The sequence below is a fragment of the Pigmentiphaga kullae genome, assembly GCF_004216695.1.
GTDB lineage: Bacteria > Pseudomonadota > Gammaproteobacteria > Burkholderiales > Burkholderiaceae_B > Pigmentiphaga > Pigmentiphaga kullae.
Genome location: NZ_SGXC01000001.1, coordinates 2,726,335 through 2,740,203, shown reverse-complemented (window position 1 = coordinate 2,740,203; position 13,869 = coordinate 2,726,335). Strand labels below are relative to the sequence as shown.

General features: G+C 58.0%; 15 protein-coding genes. 4 read left to right on the top strand and 11 right to left on the bottom strand.

The genetic code is table 11. The features are described 5' to 3' along the window. Nucleotides 1-49 precede the first annotated feature (49 nt). From EV675_RS13240 to EV675_RS13210, 7 genes are all read right to left on the bottom strand, one after another. Nucleotides 50-1,228, bottom strand: coding sequence for an ABC transporter substrate-binding protein (locus EV675_RS13240; RefSeq protein ID WP_130357672.1), 1,179 nt, complete (start codon nt 1,226-1,228; stop codon nt 50-52). A gap of 49 nt (nt 1,229-1,277) precedes the next feature. Next, the gene (locus EV675_RS13235; RefSeq protein WP_130357671.1) at nt 1,278-2,006 is read right to left on the bottom strand and encodes an ABC transporter ATP-binding protein; all 729 of its coding nucleotides are present in this window, start codon (nt 2,004-2,006) and stop codon (nt 1,278-1,280) included. Next, nucleotides 2,003-2,761, bottom strand: a complete 759-nt coding sequence (locus EV675_RS13230) for an ABC transporter ATP-binding protein (RefSeq protein WP_130357670.1) — start codon at nt 2,759-2,761, stop codon at nt 2,003-2,005. The genes EV675_RS13235 and EV675_RS13230 overlap by 4 nt, the downstream gene beginning before the upstream one ends. Continuing rightward, nucleotides 2,754-3,767, bottom strand: coding sequence for a branched-chain amino acid ABC transporter permease (locus tag EV675_RS13225; RefSeq protein WP_130357669.1), 1,014 nt, complete (start codon nt 3,765-3,767; stop codon nt 2,754-2,756). Before EV675_RS13225 ends, EV675_RS13230 begins: the two co-directional genes overlap by 8 nt. Nucleotides 3,768-3,783: 16 nt before the next feature. Next, complete coding sequence (locus EV675_RS13220; RefSeq protein ID WP_130357668.1) at nt 3,784-4,704, bottom strand: branched-chain amino acid ABC transporter permease; 921 nt, start codon at nt 4,702-4,704, stop codon at nt 3,784-3,786. Continuing rightward, entirely contained in the window at nt 4,704-5,378 is a 675-nt protein-coding gene (locus tag EV675_RS13215) for a flavin reductase family protein (RefSeq protein WP_130357667.1), read from the bottom strand. Before EV675_RS13215 ends, EV675_RS13220 begins: the two co-directional genes overlap by 1 nt. An 84-nt stretch (nt 5,379-5,462) precedes the next feature. Then, nucleotides 5,463-6,035: a cupin domain-containing protein gene (locus tag EV675_RS13210; protein WP_130357666.1), complete on the bottom strand. Its 573-nt coding sequence runs from the start codon at nt 6,033-6,035 to the stop codon at nt 5,463-5,465. A gap of 372 nt (nt 6,036-6,407) precedes the next feature. On the opposite strand from EV675_RS13210, the gene EV675_RS13205 reads away from it, so the two are divergent. Further along, the gene (locus EV675_RS13205) at nt 6,408-7,373 is read left to right on the top strand and encodes a LysR family transcriptional regulator (protein WP_130357665.1); all 966 of its coding nucleotides are present in this window, start codon (nt 6,408-6,410) and stop codon (nt 7,371-7,373) included. Between the two features lie 7 nt (nt 7,374-7,380). Here the strand turns inward: EV675_RS13205 and EV675_RS13200 are convergent, their stop codons facing one another. After that, entirely contained in the window at nt 7,381-7,698 is a 318-nt protein-coding gene (locus EV675_RS13200; RefSeq protein ID WP_130357664.1) for a GNAT family N-acetyltransferase, read from the bottom strand. On the opposite strand from EV675_RS13200, the gene EV675_RS13195 reads away from it, so the two are divergent. Then, the gene (locus EV675_RS13195) at nt 7,643-7,960 is read left to right on the top strand and encodes a type 2 periplasmic-binding domain-containing protein (protein WP_165404337.1); all 318 of its coding nucleotides are present in this window, start codon (nt 7,643-7,645) and stop codon (nt 7,958-7,960) included. The two genes, EV675_RS13200 and EV675_RS13195, sit on opposite strands and share 56 nt — an antisense overlap. A gap of 214 nt (nt 7,961-8,174) precedes the next feature. Here EV675_RS13195 and EV675_RS13190 read toward each other — a convergent pair whose 3' ends face one another. Continuing rightward, nucleotides 8,175-8,546 (bottom strand): manganese efflux pump, encoded by a 372-nt coding sequence (locus EV675_RS13190; RefSeq protein WP_130357662.1) that lies wholly within the window; start codon nt 8,544-8,546, stop codon nt 8,175-8,177. Between the two features lie 283 nt (nt 8,547-8,829). Between EV675_RS13190 and EV675_RS13185 the strand changes: the two genes are divergently transcribed. Together EV675_RS13185 and EV675_RS13180 are read left to right on the top strand one after the other, a co-directional pair. After that, complete coding sequence (locus EV675_RS13185; RefSeq protein ID WP_130358014.1) at nt 8,830-9,525, top strand: heavy metal response regulator transcription factor; 696 nt, start codon at nt 8,830-8,832, stop codon at nt 9,523-9,525. Next, entirely contained in the window at nt 9,509-10,894 is a 1,386-nt protein-coding gene (locus EV675_RS13180; protein WP_165404575.1) for a heavy metal sensor histidine kinase, read from the top strand. The genes EV675_RS13185 and EV675_RS13180 overlap by 17 nt, the downstream gene beginning before the upstream one ends. On the opposite strand, the gene EV675_RS13175 is transcribed toward EV675_RS13180, so the two are convergent. Both EV675_RS13175 and EV675_RS13170 read right to left on the bottom strand, forming a co-directional pair. Next, nucleotides 10,884-12,527 carry a sulfatase-like hydrolase/transferase gene (locus tag EV675_RS13175; protein ID WP_130357660.1) on the bottom strand — a complete coding sequence of 548 codons (1,644 nt, stop codon included), beginning with the start codon at nt 12,525-12,527 and terminating at the stop codon, nt 10,884-10,886. The two genes, EV675_RS13180 and EV675_RS13175, sit on opposite strands and share 11 nt — an antisense overlap. Before the next feature lie 49 nt (nt 12,528-12,576). Further along, nucleotides 12,577-13,869, bottom strand: coding sequence for a sensor histidine kinase (locus EV675_RS13170; RefSeq protein WP_130357659.1), 1,293 nt, complete (start codon nt 13,867-13,869; stop codon nt 12,577-12,579).

Sequence of the window (13,869 nt, the reverse complement as noted above, 5' to 3'; positions counted from 1 at the left end):
GAGTCCAAAATTTCTTGATTCATTACGGGCAAAAATCCCTCCCGTCCGCCTACTTCATCGAGCATTCTTTAACGAACGTATCCTCGTTGTTCTTCACGATTGTCCCGACCAGCTTGTTCCCGATTTGCCCGGCTTCGTCTTTCACCACTACCCGGGTGTAGATGTCTTGAATCGGAAACTGGTTCCGGTTGAAGCGGAAGCTGCCTCTGACCGACTTGAAGTCAGCCTTGTTCAACGCCGCCCGCAACGCAGCGCGATCCTCGATCTTCCCCCCCACTGCCCGCACAGCGCTGTCGATGAGACGAGCAGCGTCATATCCTTGCGAGGCGTACATGGTTGGAGCCCGGCCGTAGGTCTTGGTAAAGTCGGCAACGAATCGCTTGTTAGCCTCGTTGTCGAGGTCCGCTGCCCACTGCGATGCGTTGTGCAGTCCGACCATGCTGTCGCCAACGGCGCGAATGGTATCCATGTCTGCAGAAAATCCCGGAGCAAGCAGCGCGACCTCCTTGCTGAGGCCAGACGCATGGAATTGCTTGATGAAGTTGACTCCCATGCCACCAGGCAGGAAGAAGAACACGGCATCGGGCTTAAGCGAACGCAGTGTGGTCAATTCGGAGGCGAAGTCGAGCTGGTTGAGCTTGGTGTATATCTCTTCGACGATCTTGCCGCCGTATCCGTTCTTGAAGCCTGTCAGCGACTCGCGCCCGCCGGGATAGTTGGGGGCAATGATCGCAACGCGCTCGATTTTCTTGGACGTTGCATAGACACCCATCGCTCGCGGGATATCTTCGTTCTGCCAGGCCACGGCGAAGAAGTTCTTGTTGCACTTCGCGCCGGCATAGTCTGCGGGCCCGGTGTTCGTACTCAGATAAATGGTGTCGCTGGCGAGAATGCCTGGAAGTATCGGCAACAGGACGCTGGCAGCTACCACTCCGGTCATCACATCCACGCGATCCCGCTTGATGAAGCGCTCGGCGGCCTGACGACCGCTTTCCGGGTTCAACTGATCGTCCAAGATGCTCAAGTCGACAGGAAGATTTCCCAGCCGGTCGCCACTGTGCTTGATACCAAGGTTGAATCCATCTCGGACGTCTACGCCCAGCACGGCGTTGGATCCGGAGAGCGTCGTCAGCAGACCGACTTTGATCTTGTCCGCCGCTTGCACGGCAGAGCCACCGATCAGAAGAGCAGAACAGAGAACCGTCAGCGTGAGTTTCTTGATTTTCATTTCGGCCTACCTTATGTTTGATTGGTTTGACGTACCGACCTTGCGTAACTCAGAGCGCCAAATAGCGGGTCCAGAGGTCTCGATCGGCGGAGAGCTCTGTTGAGTTCCCTTGCCAGACAATTCTTCCCCGCTCCAAGATCAGGTGACGATCCGCGACGGTGAGAAGTCGATCTACGTACTTGTCCACAACGAGCGTGGTTTGCCCCTCCTTGCGGAGCAAATGAAGGCAATCCCATATCTGTTCTCGGATGAGCGGTGCCAGGCCCTCGGTGGCCTCGTCGAGAATCAAGAGCTTGGGGTGCGTGGACAACGCGCGACCGATCGCCAGCATCTGTTGTTCTCCACCGGAGAGCTGCCCGCCCAGATTTTTTTTGCGCTCTGCCAGACGGGGGAACAGGGCGTACAACCTGTCGGGAGACCAGACCGAACGCCTGCCCTTTTCCGCTCCAGCAGAGTGACGTGCAAACGCGATCAAATGTTCATGAACGGTAAGATTTGGGAAACACTGTCTTCCCTCCGGAACGATGGCGATGCCAAGACGGGCTATGACGTCCATGCTCAAGGTGTCGACGCGCTGGCCATCGAAGTAGATTTGTCCGTCGATGGTCCGCAGCAAGCCTAGAATGCTCTTGATCGCCGTGCTCTTGCCCATGCCATTGCGACCGAGCAACGCGACCACTTCGCCACGGCGAACGTTGAAATCGATTCCAAACAGTACTTGACTGGCCCCGTACCGTGCCTCCAATCGCTCGCACCGGAGAAGATCGTCGTGGCTCATGCTTCCTCCTCTGTCCCGAGATAGACCGCACGCACCTCGGCGTTATTGCGGATGGCATCCGTCTTCCCGCTGGCCAGGACGCGTCCGTTGACCAGGACCGTGATTCGATCGGCAAGGCGAAAGACCGCGGTCATGTCATGCTCGATCAAGAGAATTCCCATCTCGCCCCTGAGCCGATCGATCAGGTTCCCCATGCGTTCGGATTCATCCGGTCCCATGCCTGCCATTGGCTCATCAAGCAGTAAGACCTTCGGACGAGAGGCTAGCGCTAGCGCAACATCCAGTTGCCGCTGAGCGCCATGCGGCAGCGTGCCGGCGATCATATCCAGGCTGCCCTCAAGGCCGGTTTGTGCCGCGAGCTCTACAACCCGATCGGTGAGCTCAAGATAGCGGGTGTGCCGCGCGCCCCAGGGTCTCAATGGCATTGACGAGACAGCCTGCACCGCGGTCATCAAGTTCTCCCGCACCGTCGAGTTGCGGAAGACGCTGCTTACTTGGAAACACCGAGACAACCCTGCATGAACTCGGTGATGGGGCGCCATGCTATCGATGCGCACACCTTGCAGCTCGATTGTTCCGGAATCAGGCTTCAGCCCGCCGGCCAGGAGGTTCACCAATGTGCTCTTACCGGCGCCATTGGGACCGATCAATGCATGAATCTCACCGGGCATCACATCCAAAGAGACGTCGTCGGTTGCAAGTAGGGCCTGGAAGCGCTTATGCAGATGGGCGGCTTTGAGCAAGGGGTCAGCCATGCTGCTTCTCCACAAATGCCTTGGGCAACAAAGAGCACAGACCCCGAGGCGCGATCAGAACGATCCCGATCAGGATCAGCCCAAGCGGCCAATGCCAATGTGTCGTCATTTGCCGCAGCACTTCTTCGAGAACCAGCCACACCGTTGCGCCCACCACGCCCCCCCAGCGGTAGCCTATGCCACCGAGAACAAGCATCACTACCAGGTTTGCGGATTGGCTCCAGTTCAACAGAGAAGGCGTCACAAAGCCGTTGTGACCGATCAGGAGGGCACCCGCCAGACCTGCAAGGGTTCCTGCCACGATGAATGCCCAGAGCTGAATGGTTCTGACCGGGAAGCCCAGCGCAACCATCCGTTGTTCGTTCTCTCTCACAGCGCGCAGAGCGATGCCGAATCGGGAGTTCAGCAAATGCGACAGCCCTGCAAAGCTCACGGCCGCAATGCCCAGCACGATGAGGTAGTAGATGCTTTCATCGGCGGTCGTCCATCCGAAGCCGAACTGCAACGGCTCTGGCAAGGTATATCCGTCCTCGCTTCCATACACGCGCAACGCGATTGCAAGGTAATACAGCAACTGCGCGCAAGCCATGCTGACCATGATGAAGTAAACGCCTCGAGTACGTAGCGAGACCAGGCCGATCACTGCTGATAACACGGCGCTGACCACAACCACGATGGCGAGTATCAACCACCCCGACAGATGTCCGGCATGGGTCAGCGCCGCCACCGTATAGGCACCTGCCCCCATGAATCCTGCGTGCCCCAATGCCACCAGACCACCGTAGCCGATAAGCAGATTCAAGCTGACGACCGCCAGAGAAATAATCAGAACTCGCCTGGCGAACCCCAGGTAATAGTCGGCGTCCAGCGCCTGCAGTACCCACGGCAGTACAGCCAACACCACCAGCGCTACGACTGCGCCATAGGCACCGAGACTTTGCTCGCGCCGTTTCACAGCGATGCCCCGCCCTGTCCGAGCGGCTCTGCTTTCAAAACTGAGGTCCATCTTGCGATTGCTCCGCTTATCCACGGGCGGGGAACAACCCCCGAGGCTTGAACATGAGTACGCCTATCATCAACAGGAACATCAACATGCTCGTCAACGAAGGTAGAACGTCGGCCACGACCGCTGGCGACAACCAAAGCTTGAGCGTTGGAGGCCCCAAGATTTTTCCGAGCGCCTCCACAACGCCCACAAGAAGCGCAGCAATCAAGGCACCCCGCATCGACCCGATGCCGCCGATCACAATCACCGCAAATGCCGGGATCATGATTCCCTCTCCCATGCCCACCTGAACGGCACTGATGGGCGCCATCAAGGATCCAGCAAGGCCGGCCAGCGCTGCGCCCAACACGAACACGACCATGAACACCCGCTTGACACGTAGTCCCATGAGTTCCGCCATCTGACGGTTGGATGCGCCCGCCCTGACCAGCATTCCCAGTCTGGTATGGTTCACCAGTACATACAGCAGGCCGGCTACGCCGAGGCCAGCCGCCAGCACAACGAAGCGATATGACGGATACGGCCAATCTTCGGTGAGATAAAGCGGGCCGGACAAGGCATGGGGAGTCGATGCCATCAACGGCGCTTCACCCCAAATCATCATGACGAGGCTATCCGCCACGAATATCACTCCGACGGTTGCCACGACTTGCACCAGATGGTCGGCGGCATAGAGGCGACGGAACAATATCCGCTCGAGCACGGCGGCCAGCAGCATCGTTCCGATCACGGCAACTGCCACGGCGAGGACGAACGAGTGCATGTACTGGTGCACGGTTGATGAGATGTAGGCACCAACCATGAACAGCGAGCCGTGCGAAAGATTCAACGTGTCCATGATGCCGAACACCAGCGTGAGACCAGCCGCCATCAAAAACAGCATCAGCCCGTAGCCGACACCGTGCATCAACTGCTCGATGATGAATTGGGCAGACATCAGCAACTCCGCAAGACAGGGCCCGGGCTGGCCGGACGGTCCATCACGAAGACATTGCCGCATGTGCCGTAGTCGAGGTAACCCAACCGAGCAAGGGGCATGACGCCGAGCGTGTCTACCAACCCGTCCCTGATCAGGCTCTTATGGAGATGAACCCCCACCACTCGCCCGATAGTCATGGTATTGGGTAGCCCTGCTTCGCTTGTACGCGGAAGATCCACGATCTTTGCGACCTTGCACTCCAGCGACACCGGCGACTCGAGAATTCGTGGGGCACTGACATACCGGCACTCGGCTTCCGTCAAACCCGCATGCTCGAACTCGTTCACATGACGGCTGAGCGTCGCAGAACTCTCGTTCATCTGCTCTCGCAAGTCGAAGGTGGCAAGGTTATAGACAAACTCCCCCGTCTCCCGCGCGTTCTTCAGCGAATCCTTATCCCCGCCCTCCTCATGCACCGCGTTGGCACAGAACATGACCATCGGAGGATTCTGGGAAACCATGTTCGAGAACGAGAACGGAGCGATGTTGGGAACGCCATCAACACTGCGCGTGCTTATCCAGCCAATCGGTCGGGGCACGACAAGCGCAGTCATCGGGTTGTGGGCTAGCCCTAGCGCTTGAAGTCCCTCTCTCGTTGTGACGAGGCCAGGCTCGAAAAACAGTTGATCCATTGGAGACCCCATTGAAGTCAATTAAGGGACGTCAAGACGTCACGATCCGCACATCGCGATCAAGACGCCCCTCGCCCACTCACCTCACTCGTCGAACGGCTGGTCCAACGTCACAGGTGGCACCAACGGCTTGCCATCTTTGATGCGCATACGCTCGCGCGCGCGCTCTGGCTCGGTCGGGCACAAACGCACAAGTGGCTTTTTGGAGTAGATCGTGATCTCGATATTCGGTCCGTGTCCGACATTCTGGTGAGCGACACCGCGCGGGATGACCGTCATTTCACCTTCATTGATCGTCACGGGCCCAGTCTCCGAGCGGATCGTTCTGGACCCCTTGTACTGAAACGCCCATTCATCGGCACCCATATTCCGATGCCAGCCGCCTTGCTCGCAGTCGCAGTTCGCGACCTCGATGATGAGGTCTTCGTTGGCAAAGAGAACCAGCGGCAAAAATCCGTTCTGCATGTCAACGCCCGTCACCACATCTTCGGTGAAGATGTCATTCAACGAGATCTTCTCCATCTTGCGGCCGCCGTCGGTGCCGTTCTTCAGCAACTCCTCGTCACGCTCGATGACGAAGCGCTTATCGGGGCCGTTGCCCCAATCAGCGATGGACGGCCCCCAGTAGGTCACGAACTCTTTAGTTGTCTTTGCCATTGAAATCCCCAAGCTCGGCTGAGGTGCTAACAAGCCCACAACCCGTTAAGTCAAAAATTATTTGATCATCTATTTATTAAGATGAATTAATTTGAACAATTGGCGCAACTTTATTCGAGAGCTCCAGTGCTTTGTATAGGTGCTATCCCTAGGGCCAAGAGTGGCGCGAGATAAGCGTCCACAACTCGCTCGATCGCAGAAGACGCAGCCGCGACGCCTCACCGCCGGGATCAACTGAAGAAACGCTTTTCGACCGAACATTGGCTCGCGGTCGCGTACCGAAGCCGGTTTGGACTCGCCCGACACTCAGAGGCACCCGTATAATTCGGGCCACGCACCATTGCGTCAGTACCAGGTCCGCGGGAGAATGAATTGGAGTTACGGCAACTGGAAGCGTTACGCCTGATTGCGCGGGTTGGAAGCTTTCAAACCGCAGCTAAGCAGCTCAACCTCACCAAGTCCGCATTGAGTCATCAGATCGGAACTCTTGAAGATGAGCTTGGCGAGCCATTGTTGGTACGTGCAAGACCGAAGACCTATGCAACCCCAGCGGGTCTTCGACTGCTGACCTCAATCGAAAAAATCTTTGCCGAAATCGGCGAGATCAAAGATGAGTTCAACAAGTCGCCGGAAGCCAAGCTGACCGGCACATTGCGCATTGCCGGATCCAACATTTCCATTGCCTACGTCTACGGCGACCTCATTGAAGAGTTCGTGACAGAGCACCGGGGCGTGAACCTGATTTTTCACGCCACGGAGCAGACGGACGACTCGGTCACTCGAGTCCTTCAACGATCCGTCGATGTCGGCTTCGCCGTATTTCCCCAGACCAATCCCAATCTGATCTCGACCCCGATGGTCAGCGTCGAACAGGTTTTTGTCGTTGGCAGGGCGCATCCGCTTGCGCGCAGACGCATCGTAAGCATCGACCAGTTGCGTGAGTGGCCATTCATCCGCTTCGAGGAGAAAACGGGTCAGCGGCTGATGTCCGATCAGGTCTTCGGCAGCAACAATGACTATCCGCAGATCATGGCTGAATTGAATGACGTCGAGTATGCCAAGCGGCTACTGAGAATGAGTCTGGGTGCCGTCGCGCTGATGCCGATTTTCGCAGTCCGCCGCGAAATCGACGCTGGCATCCTCCATGGACTGCGGCTGAACAGCGGGCGTATTGTTCAAGAAGGAGGTCTGGTCCATCGTGCGGACGCGAACCTTCGTTCTCTCGATGTCTTTATCGATGAATGCGTCAAGATGCGGGGCAAAAAGATCAGGATGCTTGGACTCGAACACTACGACGAACCGATCTTCGGCGAGGACCTCACGCACGCTGGCTTGTAGTAGGCGATCACCACACAAGTTTCATTCCTTCATGTGTCGCCTCGAATCCCAATGACTCGTAGAAGCGCTTGGCGTCGGGGCGCCGTTTGTCCGTAGTCAGCTGCACCAAGCCGCAGCCGTGCTCTCTCGATATGGCCAGCGCGAATTGCATGAGAGATTTGCCGACAGATTGCCCTCGAGCCGACGTCTTCACCCTGACCCCCTCGATCTGGGCTCGTTTCGTCCCGCTGCGTGACAACCCTGGGATCAGCGTGAGTTGAAGTACCCCGATGACTTCGTCGCCCACGACCGTGACAAGGATCCAGTTCCACTGTTGGGATACCATCTCGTCCCACGCGTCCAACTTCCTGTCCAACCTGAGCCTGGTCGAGCAAGGCGGCCTGATCACGGCATCGCCGACGTCCGCCGCGCATCGCTACAAACAACTGCGCAGCATCAGCATCCTGCCGATTCAACTCGGAACGCCGCTGCCGCCCATTTCGCTCATAGTGTCCCGCAGCCGGGCCATCGAGGGCCCGTTGCAGGCGCTGCGAATCGAACTGACCCGGGAGGCCAGGCAACTGCGGCAGACGCTTGGCACCGCGTAAAGCGCGAGCAAGCAGTCTCAGAGCATGCACCAGGCAAATGCCTGGCAATTCTGGACGTCCGTCTGCTCGATCACATCATCGTCGGCTACGGAGAGTCGATATCCATGGTCGAAAGTAGATACCTATGGCCACCGAGCCTCCGCAGGTCACTTTCATCGACCATCTCCAGCACAGTCGTAACTCGCGGTGGGAACAAGACCAGATCCCGCAACGCCTAGACCAGAGCAGGTGCGCGCAAGTGTTCATAGAGAATCGTCGCACCGACACCAATGAGAACCACCCCACCCATCATCTCAGCGCGCTTCCCGACCAAGGCACTCAACGCCCGCCCCGCCAGGATCCCGATCGTCACCATCACACAGGTGCATAACCCGATCACCGCAGCGACAACGAAGATGTTGACGTCCACGAAGGCCAGTCCCACTCCGACCTCCATGGCATCGATGCTGGTGGCAAGCCCCGTAATCGCCAAGGAAACCAGCCCGCCCTTTCGCGCGCTCTCGGTATCGCCCTGGGCATCGCCCCGAGCCGCTTCGTAGATAATGTGCCCGCCCAGGCCGGCCAGCAATACGAACGAACAGGCCACATGCCCGACCGGGCCTTAGCAGTTACGAAAGAACGACCATCATGTTTTCCAGAGATCAGATGACATAAATGTAATGTTCCCGACAGTGGGCGGTTACGGTCGCTTTTCTATCATGGATCCGCGGTCAGACAAGGGGTACTCCTTTGCAAGAATCAAGAAGTCCACCATGAAGCTGAAGATTGACCACCGCTCTGAGTGGGTAACGCCTCTCTCCCAGAACGCGTGCCCGTCAGCCCATCGACCACAACTCGAACGTTGTGCGTATCAACCAACAAGTTCTCAAATGAAGCTACTCGTTGTCGAAGACGAATCCAAGCTAGCCGCCTATCTGGCCCGGGGCCTTCAGGAAGAGGGGTACCAGGTGGACGTTGCCAGCACCGGGCTCGACGGGCTCCACTTGGCCGTCGAGTTCGACTACGACTTGATCATTCTCGACTGGATGCTGCCGGGTCTGGACGGCTTTTCAATCCTTCAGGTTCTGCGCAAGACCCGAAAAACGCCGGTTCTGATGCTGACGGCCAAGAGCGATGTCGACGATCGCGTCAAGGGACTGCGGGCAGGCGCCGATGACTACCTGACCAAGCCTTTCTCGTTCTCCGAACTCATCGCCCGCGTCGAGGCATTATTGCGCCGTGGACAGGCAAGCTCGGCCACGGCATCGGAAACCATCCTGAAGCTGGCTGACCTCGAAGTTGACTTGGTGAAGCATCGGGCCCGTCGAAGTGCCGAGATCCTTGACCTGAGCCCGAAAGAATTCGCGCTCCTGAAGCTGTTCCTGGAACATCGCGGCCGAGCTCTCACCAGGACTTTCATCTCCGAACAGGTCTGGAACATCAACTTCGACACCGAAACGAATGTGGTCGAAGTCGCGATACGCCGCCTGAGACTCAAGCTGGATGCCCCCTTCTCCAAGCCCTTGCTGCATACCGTGCGCGGCGTCGGCTACATTCTCGAAGATCGACATGCCACGCCTGAGTAAGGGTCACTCGCTGGGGAAGCGACTTTCCTATCGCCTAGCTCTGTTGACATTTTGTGGCTTGGCAATAGTCAGCATCGTTGTCTACGTTGCAACAGCGATCCAACTTGACGATCGTCAGAAGAGTCAGCTTTTTCAGTATGAACGACTCGTCAGACACCTGTCCTCAGAACATAGCCAGCCAGAGCAAGCCCCGCTTTTTAATCACAAGTTGGATGACCTTTTTGGCGACCGAACAGACATCTCGCTAGCGCTCACGGACACTCGCGGCAACATGATCTACGCGAGTCGCTCGGCAGTGGCAGGGGCCAAACGTTCCCATCGCTTCTCGCTGAATACTGCTGCTTCCGAGAATGTCCTAACTACGGCCGTTCTCTCAGTCGCCACCCAACGAGACGATCAACTGCTGCAGCAGCTTGCCGCCACACTTCTTGTCGTTGCCTTGGGCAGCGCCTCAGTCGTATCTGCGTTCAGTTTCTTCCTGGTCAAACGCGGCTTGGCACCGGTCAGCCACCTTGTCTCGCAAATGCAGTCGATTCCCGGTCGGCGACTTCATTCGCAATTAGATGGCTCTTCGCAACCGGTTGAACTTCAGCCATTGATCGAACAGTTCAATGCACTGCTATTGCGTCTTGATCAAGCTTACGAGCAGCAAAAAGGATTCAGCGCGGACGTCGCTCACGAATTGCGCACCCCCCTTGCCAACATGACAGCGAGCAGTGAACTCGCCCTCCTTGGTGGCGCTACGGATCCGTCTTTGCGCGATACGTTGGAGTCCAATCTCGAAGAATTGGATCGAATGACAACCATAGTGGGAGATATGCTCTTCCTCGCTCAGGCAGACCGGGGAGAGGAAGCCCGGCGAGTCCACTCCGACAGCTTGTTGAATGAGCTGCGTGATGTGCTGGTCTATTACGAGGCGACACTGGAAGAGGCAGGCCTCACAGTCTCCGCGGTAGGCGACGTCGCCGGCGAGTATGACGTGTCGCTGCTGAAACGCGCGATCTCCAATCTGATCGAGAACGCGATGCGGCATGCCGCCGCGGGAACTGTCGTGCTGCTCAGGCTGTCGGGGAACGACACTTCCTCGACTATCGAAGTCGAGAACACCGGCAACGCAATCAGTGCCGCCAAGCTGGAGCGCATTTTTCAGCGTTTTTACCGTGGCGATGCCCCGAATGGTGCGACAGGACAACGCAACCACGGCCTCGGCCTGTCCATCGTTGCCGCCATTGCACGCATGCACGGCGGCACCCCCATTGCTCGATCCTCCGGCACGGTTACCGCTATTGGGCTGCGCGTTCCAAACCAGCGACACGATGCCGAGAACTCAGAAAATTCGTCGCGTCCGGGCCACGCTTCTACTCGTTGAAGCTGACGCCCTCCACCGGGATAACTGGCTCCACCCACTTATAGGTGGTTGAGAGAACGCTCCGGGAGTACTCCTTGCCGGCCCAACTCAGGTGCAACAGGTCCGCGACAGTCCATCCTGTCCAATCTGCGCGAAAGGGACGCAGCGCCGTCTCCGTAGCCGGCGCACTCGCCAAAGCATTGCGCCAGACGATTGCCGGAATACGATAGCCTGCCGGCGTACCGGGGCTATGCCCAACCAGGTTCCCGCCGTGTCCGACCTCCTGACCGTGATCAGACAGATACATCCACGCCAGGTACTCGTTGGACCGGTCCTCACCCGCTGCCCGTGTCTGGTCCAACAACCGTGAAACGATCGTATCGTGATACAGCAGTGCGGCATCGTACGCATGCCTGGAACGCCGTACCCAGCTCGCCCGCTTCTGTTGCATCATGCCCGCCTCCACGGCGTCCACCTCGTCGTCGAACGGGTTGTCTCCCAGGGGGAATCGCTTCTCGTAATGCGGATGCGCACCGAGAAGATGCACGACGATGAATTTGGTGTCGGCGGGATCGTCGAGCGCCTCCTGGACGCAGTCCAGTATCTCCTCATCCAGCGATCGGGTGATTCGGCCAGGCTCACGATTGACGAAATCAACCACATCAGCCAGTCGACCATGCTGATGCTCGATCGCAACATCGTCGTGATTACTGATCCACCAGGTCTTGTAGCCGGCCTGTCGGGCCAGTGCCAGCAAGTGCTGCGACTCGTCGCCGGCGGCGCGTCCAAACGAAAACATGTTAGTCAGCGACGGTAATGTACTGGCGTCGACCGACCAAGCGTGGCGCATCACTACCATGCTGTCGCCCAACTCACGTTGCTGAACCATCAGTCGCGGTGTGGTGGCCCGTGCATAGCCGTAAAGCGAAAGATTGTCGCGATTGACGCTATCAGAGATCACCAGAACAACCGTAGCCGGGCCAGGCCGAGAAACAACGGGCTGAACCGCCTTAGCACGGGCCAAGGCTGCATCGCGATCGTCTTGCATGTCGGCCCAGTCCGCGCGCAGTTGTTGGACGGACAGGTTCCAGTTAACCCAAAATGCCACGGGCTGGAGACGCCGCCATGGCTTGCTGGCATGCGCGGCCGTTCCGACCAGTAATAGGGACACCAGCACAACACGCGCCCAACGGGAACGGCCCGCCGAACGCCGGCCAAGCGCCACCAAACCCGCCACTACCAGGGCTGCGACAAGCACGACCAGTGCAGCCGGCAGCAGCGTTGGCCAATACGACGACAGGTACTCCCCCCCCTCACGCACATTGGTGTTTGCGATGGCCCCCAACACCAAACTGCTATCGGGAGCCGCCTGATAGGTGGCAGTCAGGTAGGACCTTGCAACCGCATCAAGCATGAAGCCGACCGTGGCCAACCAGACAATGCCGGCGCGCAGCCAGTGCAGCCAGGCACTGCGGACCGGCCAAGCCAGCCAGACCACAAAGGGCAGCAACAGCACCATCACCTGGCCCACTCGCTTGCCGTCATACCCTTGCACGATGAACAGAAGAGATAGCGCGCCAAGAAGGAGCGAGGGAAGCCATGCAGCAACACTGTGTGTCGCGAGCTTCTGGCGCGTAAAAGCGGGCGAAATCATGGGAGACTCGGACTCAGAACCTGATCGACTGCGTAGCTGATTCAAGCCATCAAAGCGATACGGGAAGTACGTTGACGATGCTTTCGGCGAAGACCAGTTGTATTGCCGTTCCTTCCGGCCTTCTTCTAGACACGCGAATGGGCCACCCGAGTCTTTCGGCAAGAATGCTGACCACGATAAGCCCTAGACCCGAAGACTGGCGTTTGTTCCAGAGATCGTCGGCGCCAGACCCTGCCAAGAGATCGAGCCGACTGCCATCGAGGCCCTTCCCCTGATCGCGGACCTCCAAGAAACTCGATGTCACCACCACTTCGACGGCGCCCGCGGTATGCCTTAGAGCGTTCTGCAGAATATTCAGCAGCAGCATTTTGACCAGTGTTCTATCCGCCAATGCGGTGACTGCATTCTTCTCGATCAAGGAGATTCTCGCGACACTCGAGTCAACACTCGTCAGGTCCAGGAGCGCCTCGTTCAGTAACTCGCTCACGGAGAAGCGCTCTTCTCTTGTCGGAATCTCTTCTCTACGCCCAGCCTTCAGGACAACTTCGAGATTGCCCGCCATTTCCTGGGCTGCTCGCTGCGCGCGTGTCAAAGTCCTCAAGTCAGCTTCCCCCAACGCGCCGCGATCACGCATGACATTGAGCGCCCCCGTCACCACTGCGATTGGCGTCCGCAATTCGTGGCTGGCCAAGCGTAGTAGCGTTCGCTCTCGGTCGATATAAGCCTCCAACTCGCGTAGGAACAAGTTGAAGTTCTCAGCTATCGAATTGAGTGCCGAGTCATGGAATTCGGTCGGGACTCTGTCTATCGACGCACTGGGCTTGGTCCGGTCGATCAATGTGGCGAGTACACGAATTGGTCTGACCAGACGAACCACGCCGATTCGCGTCAAAACCAGCGCGACAATCAGGATAAGAACGCTGACTCCCCACACCGCCCGTTCCATCAACCTCATTTCATTCTCAAAGAGGGTAATGTCTCTAGCGATGTAGAACATACCCCCGTCCACCTGTGAAATGGCAGCGAGATAGGTTTTCCCATCCACGGACACGTCGTCCGAGAAAGGTGCAGTCAGCCCCCTGAACAGTTCGGGAACCGCGACCTGATCGACAGTCCCCGTCGGCACATAAAGCGCCAGCATCCCCGGCGCCGACCACTGCATCGGCACGTTTCTCGATGCCGCGCTCACGAGCGCCTCCTGGGTCTGCATGAGGTCAGTACCAAGCATGGCGCGCTCGACGCCATCGTGAGCGAGCAGCGACACCAAGACCACCGTAGTCAGACAGAAGGCCGAGACCAAGGCGACCAGCCATTGAATCCGTGTTGATATGGAGCGGTTCAT

What these genes read in the sequence shown, in the direction of transcription:
- EV675_RS13240 (WP_130357672.1), bottom strand. Translation starts at nt 1,228, where the DNA reads ATGAAAATCAAGAAACTCACGCTGACGGTTCTCTGTTCTGCTCTTCTG.
- EV675_RS13235 (WP_130357671.1), bottom strand. Translation starts at nt 2,006, where the DNA reads ATGAGCCACGACGATCTTCTCCGGTGCGAGCGATTGGAGGCACGGTAC.
- EV675_RS13230 (WP_130357670.1), bottom strand. Translation starts at nt 2,761, where the DNA reads ATGGCTGACCCCTTGCTCAAAGCCGCCCATCTGCATAAGCGCTTCCAG.
- EV675_RS13225 (WP_130357669.1), bottom strand. Translation starts at nt 3,767, where the DNA reads ATGGACCTCAGTTTTGAAAGCAGAGCCGCTCGGACAGGGCGGGGCATC.
- EV675_RS13220 (WP_130357668.1), bottom strand. Translation starts at nt 4,704, where the DNA reads ATGTCTGCCCAATTCATCATCGAGCAGTTGATGCACGGTGTCGGCTAC.
- EV675_RS13215 (WP_130357667.1), bottom strand. Translation starts at nt 5,378, where the DNA reads ATGGATCAACTGTTTTTCGAGCCTGGCCTCGTCACAACGAGAGAGGGA.
- EV675_RS13210 (WP_130357666.1), bottom strand. Translation starts at nt 6,035, where the DNA reads ATGGCAAAGACAACTAAAGAGTTCGTGACCTACTGGGGGCCGTCCATC.
- EV675_RS13195 (WP_165404337.1), top strand. Translation starts at nt 7,643, where the DNA reads ATGACTTCGTCGCCCACGACCGTGACAAGGATCCAGTTCCACTGTTGG.
- EV675_RS13200 (WP_130357664.1), bottom strand. Translation starts at nt 7,698, where the DNA reads ATGGTATCCCAACAGTGGAACTGGATCCTTGTCACGGTCGTGGGCGAC.
- EV675_RS13185 (WP_130358014.1), top strand. Translation starts at nt 8,830, where the DNA reads ATGAAGCTACTCGTTGTCGAAGACGAATCCAAGCTAGCCGCCTATCTG.
- EV675_RS13180 (WP_165404575.1), top strand. Translation starts at nt 9,509, where the DNA reads ATGCCACGCCTGAGTAAGGGTCACTCGCTGGGGAAGCGACTTTCCTAT.
- EV675_RS13175 (WP_130357660.1), bottom strand. Translation starts at nt 12,527, where the DNA reads ATGATTTCGCCCGCTTTTACGCGCCAGAAGCTCGCGACACACAGTGTT.
- EV675_RS13170 (WP_130357659.1), bottom strand. Translation starts at nt 13,869, where the DNA reads ATGAACCGCTCCATATCAACACGGATTCAATGGCTGGTCGCCTTGGTC.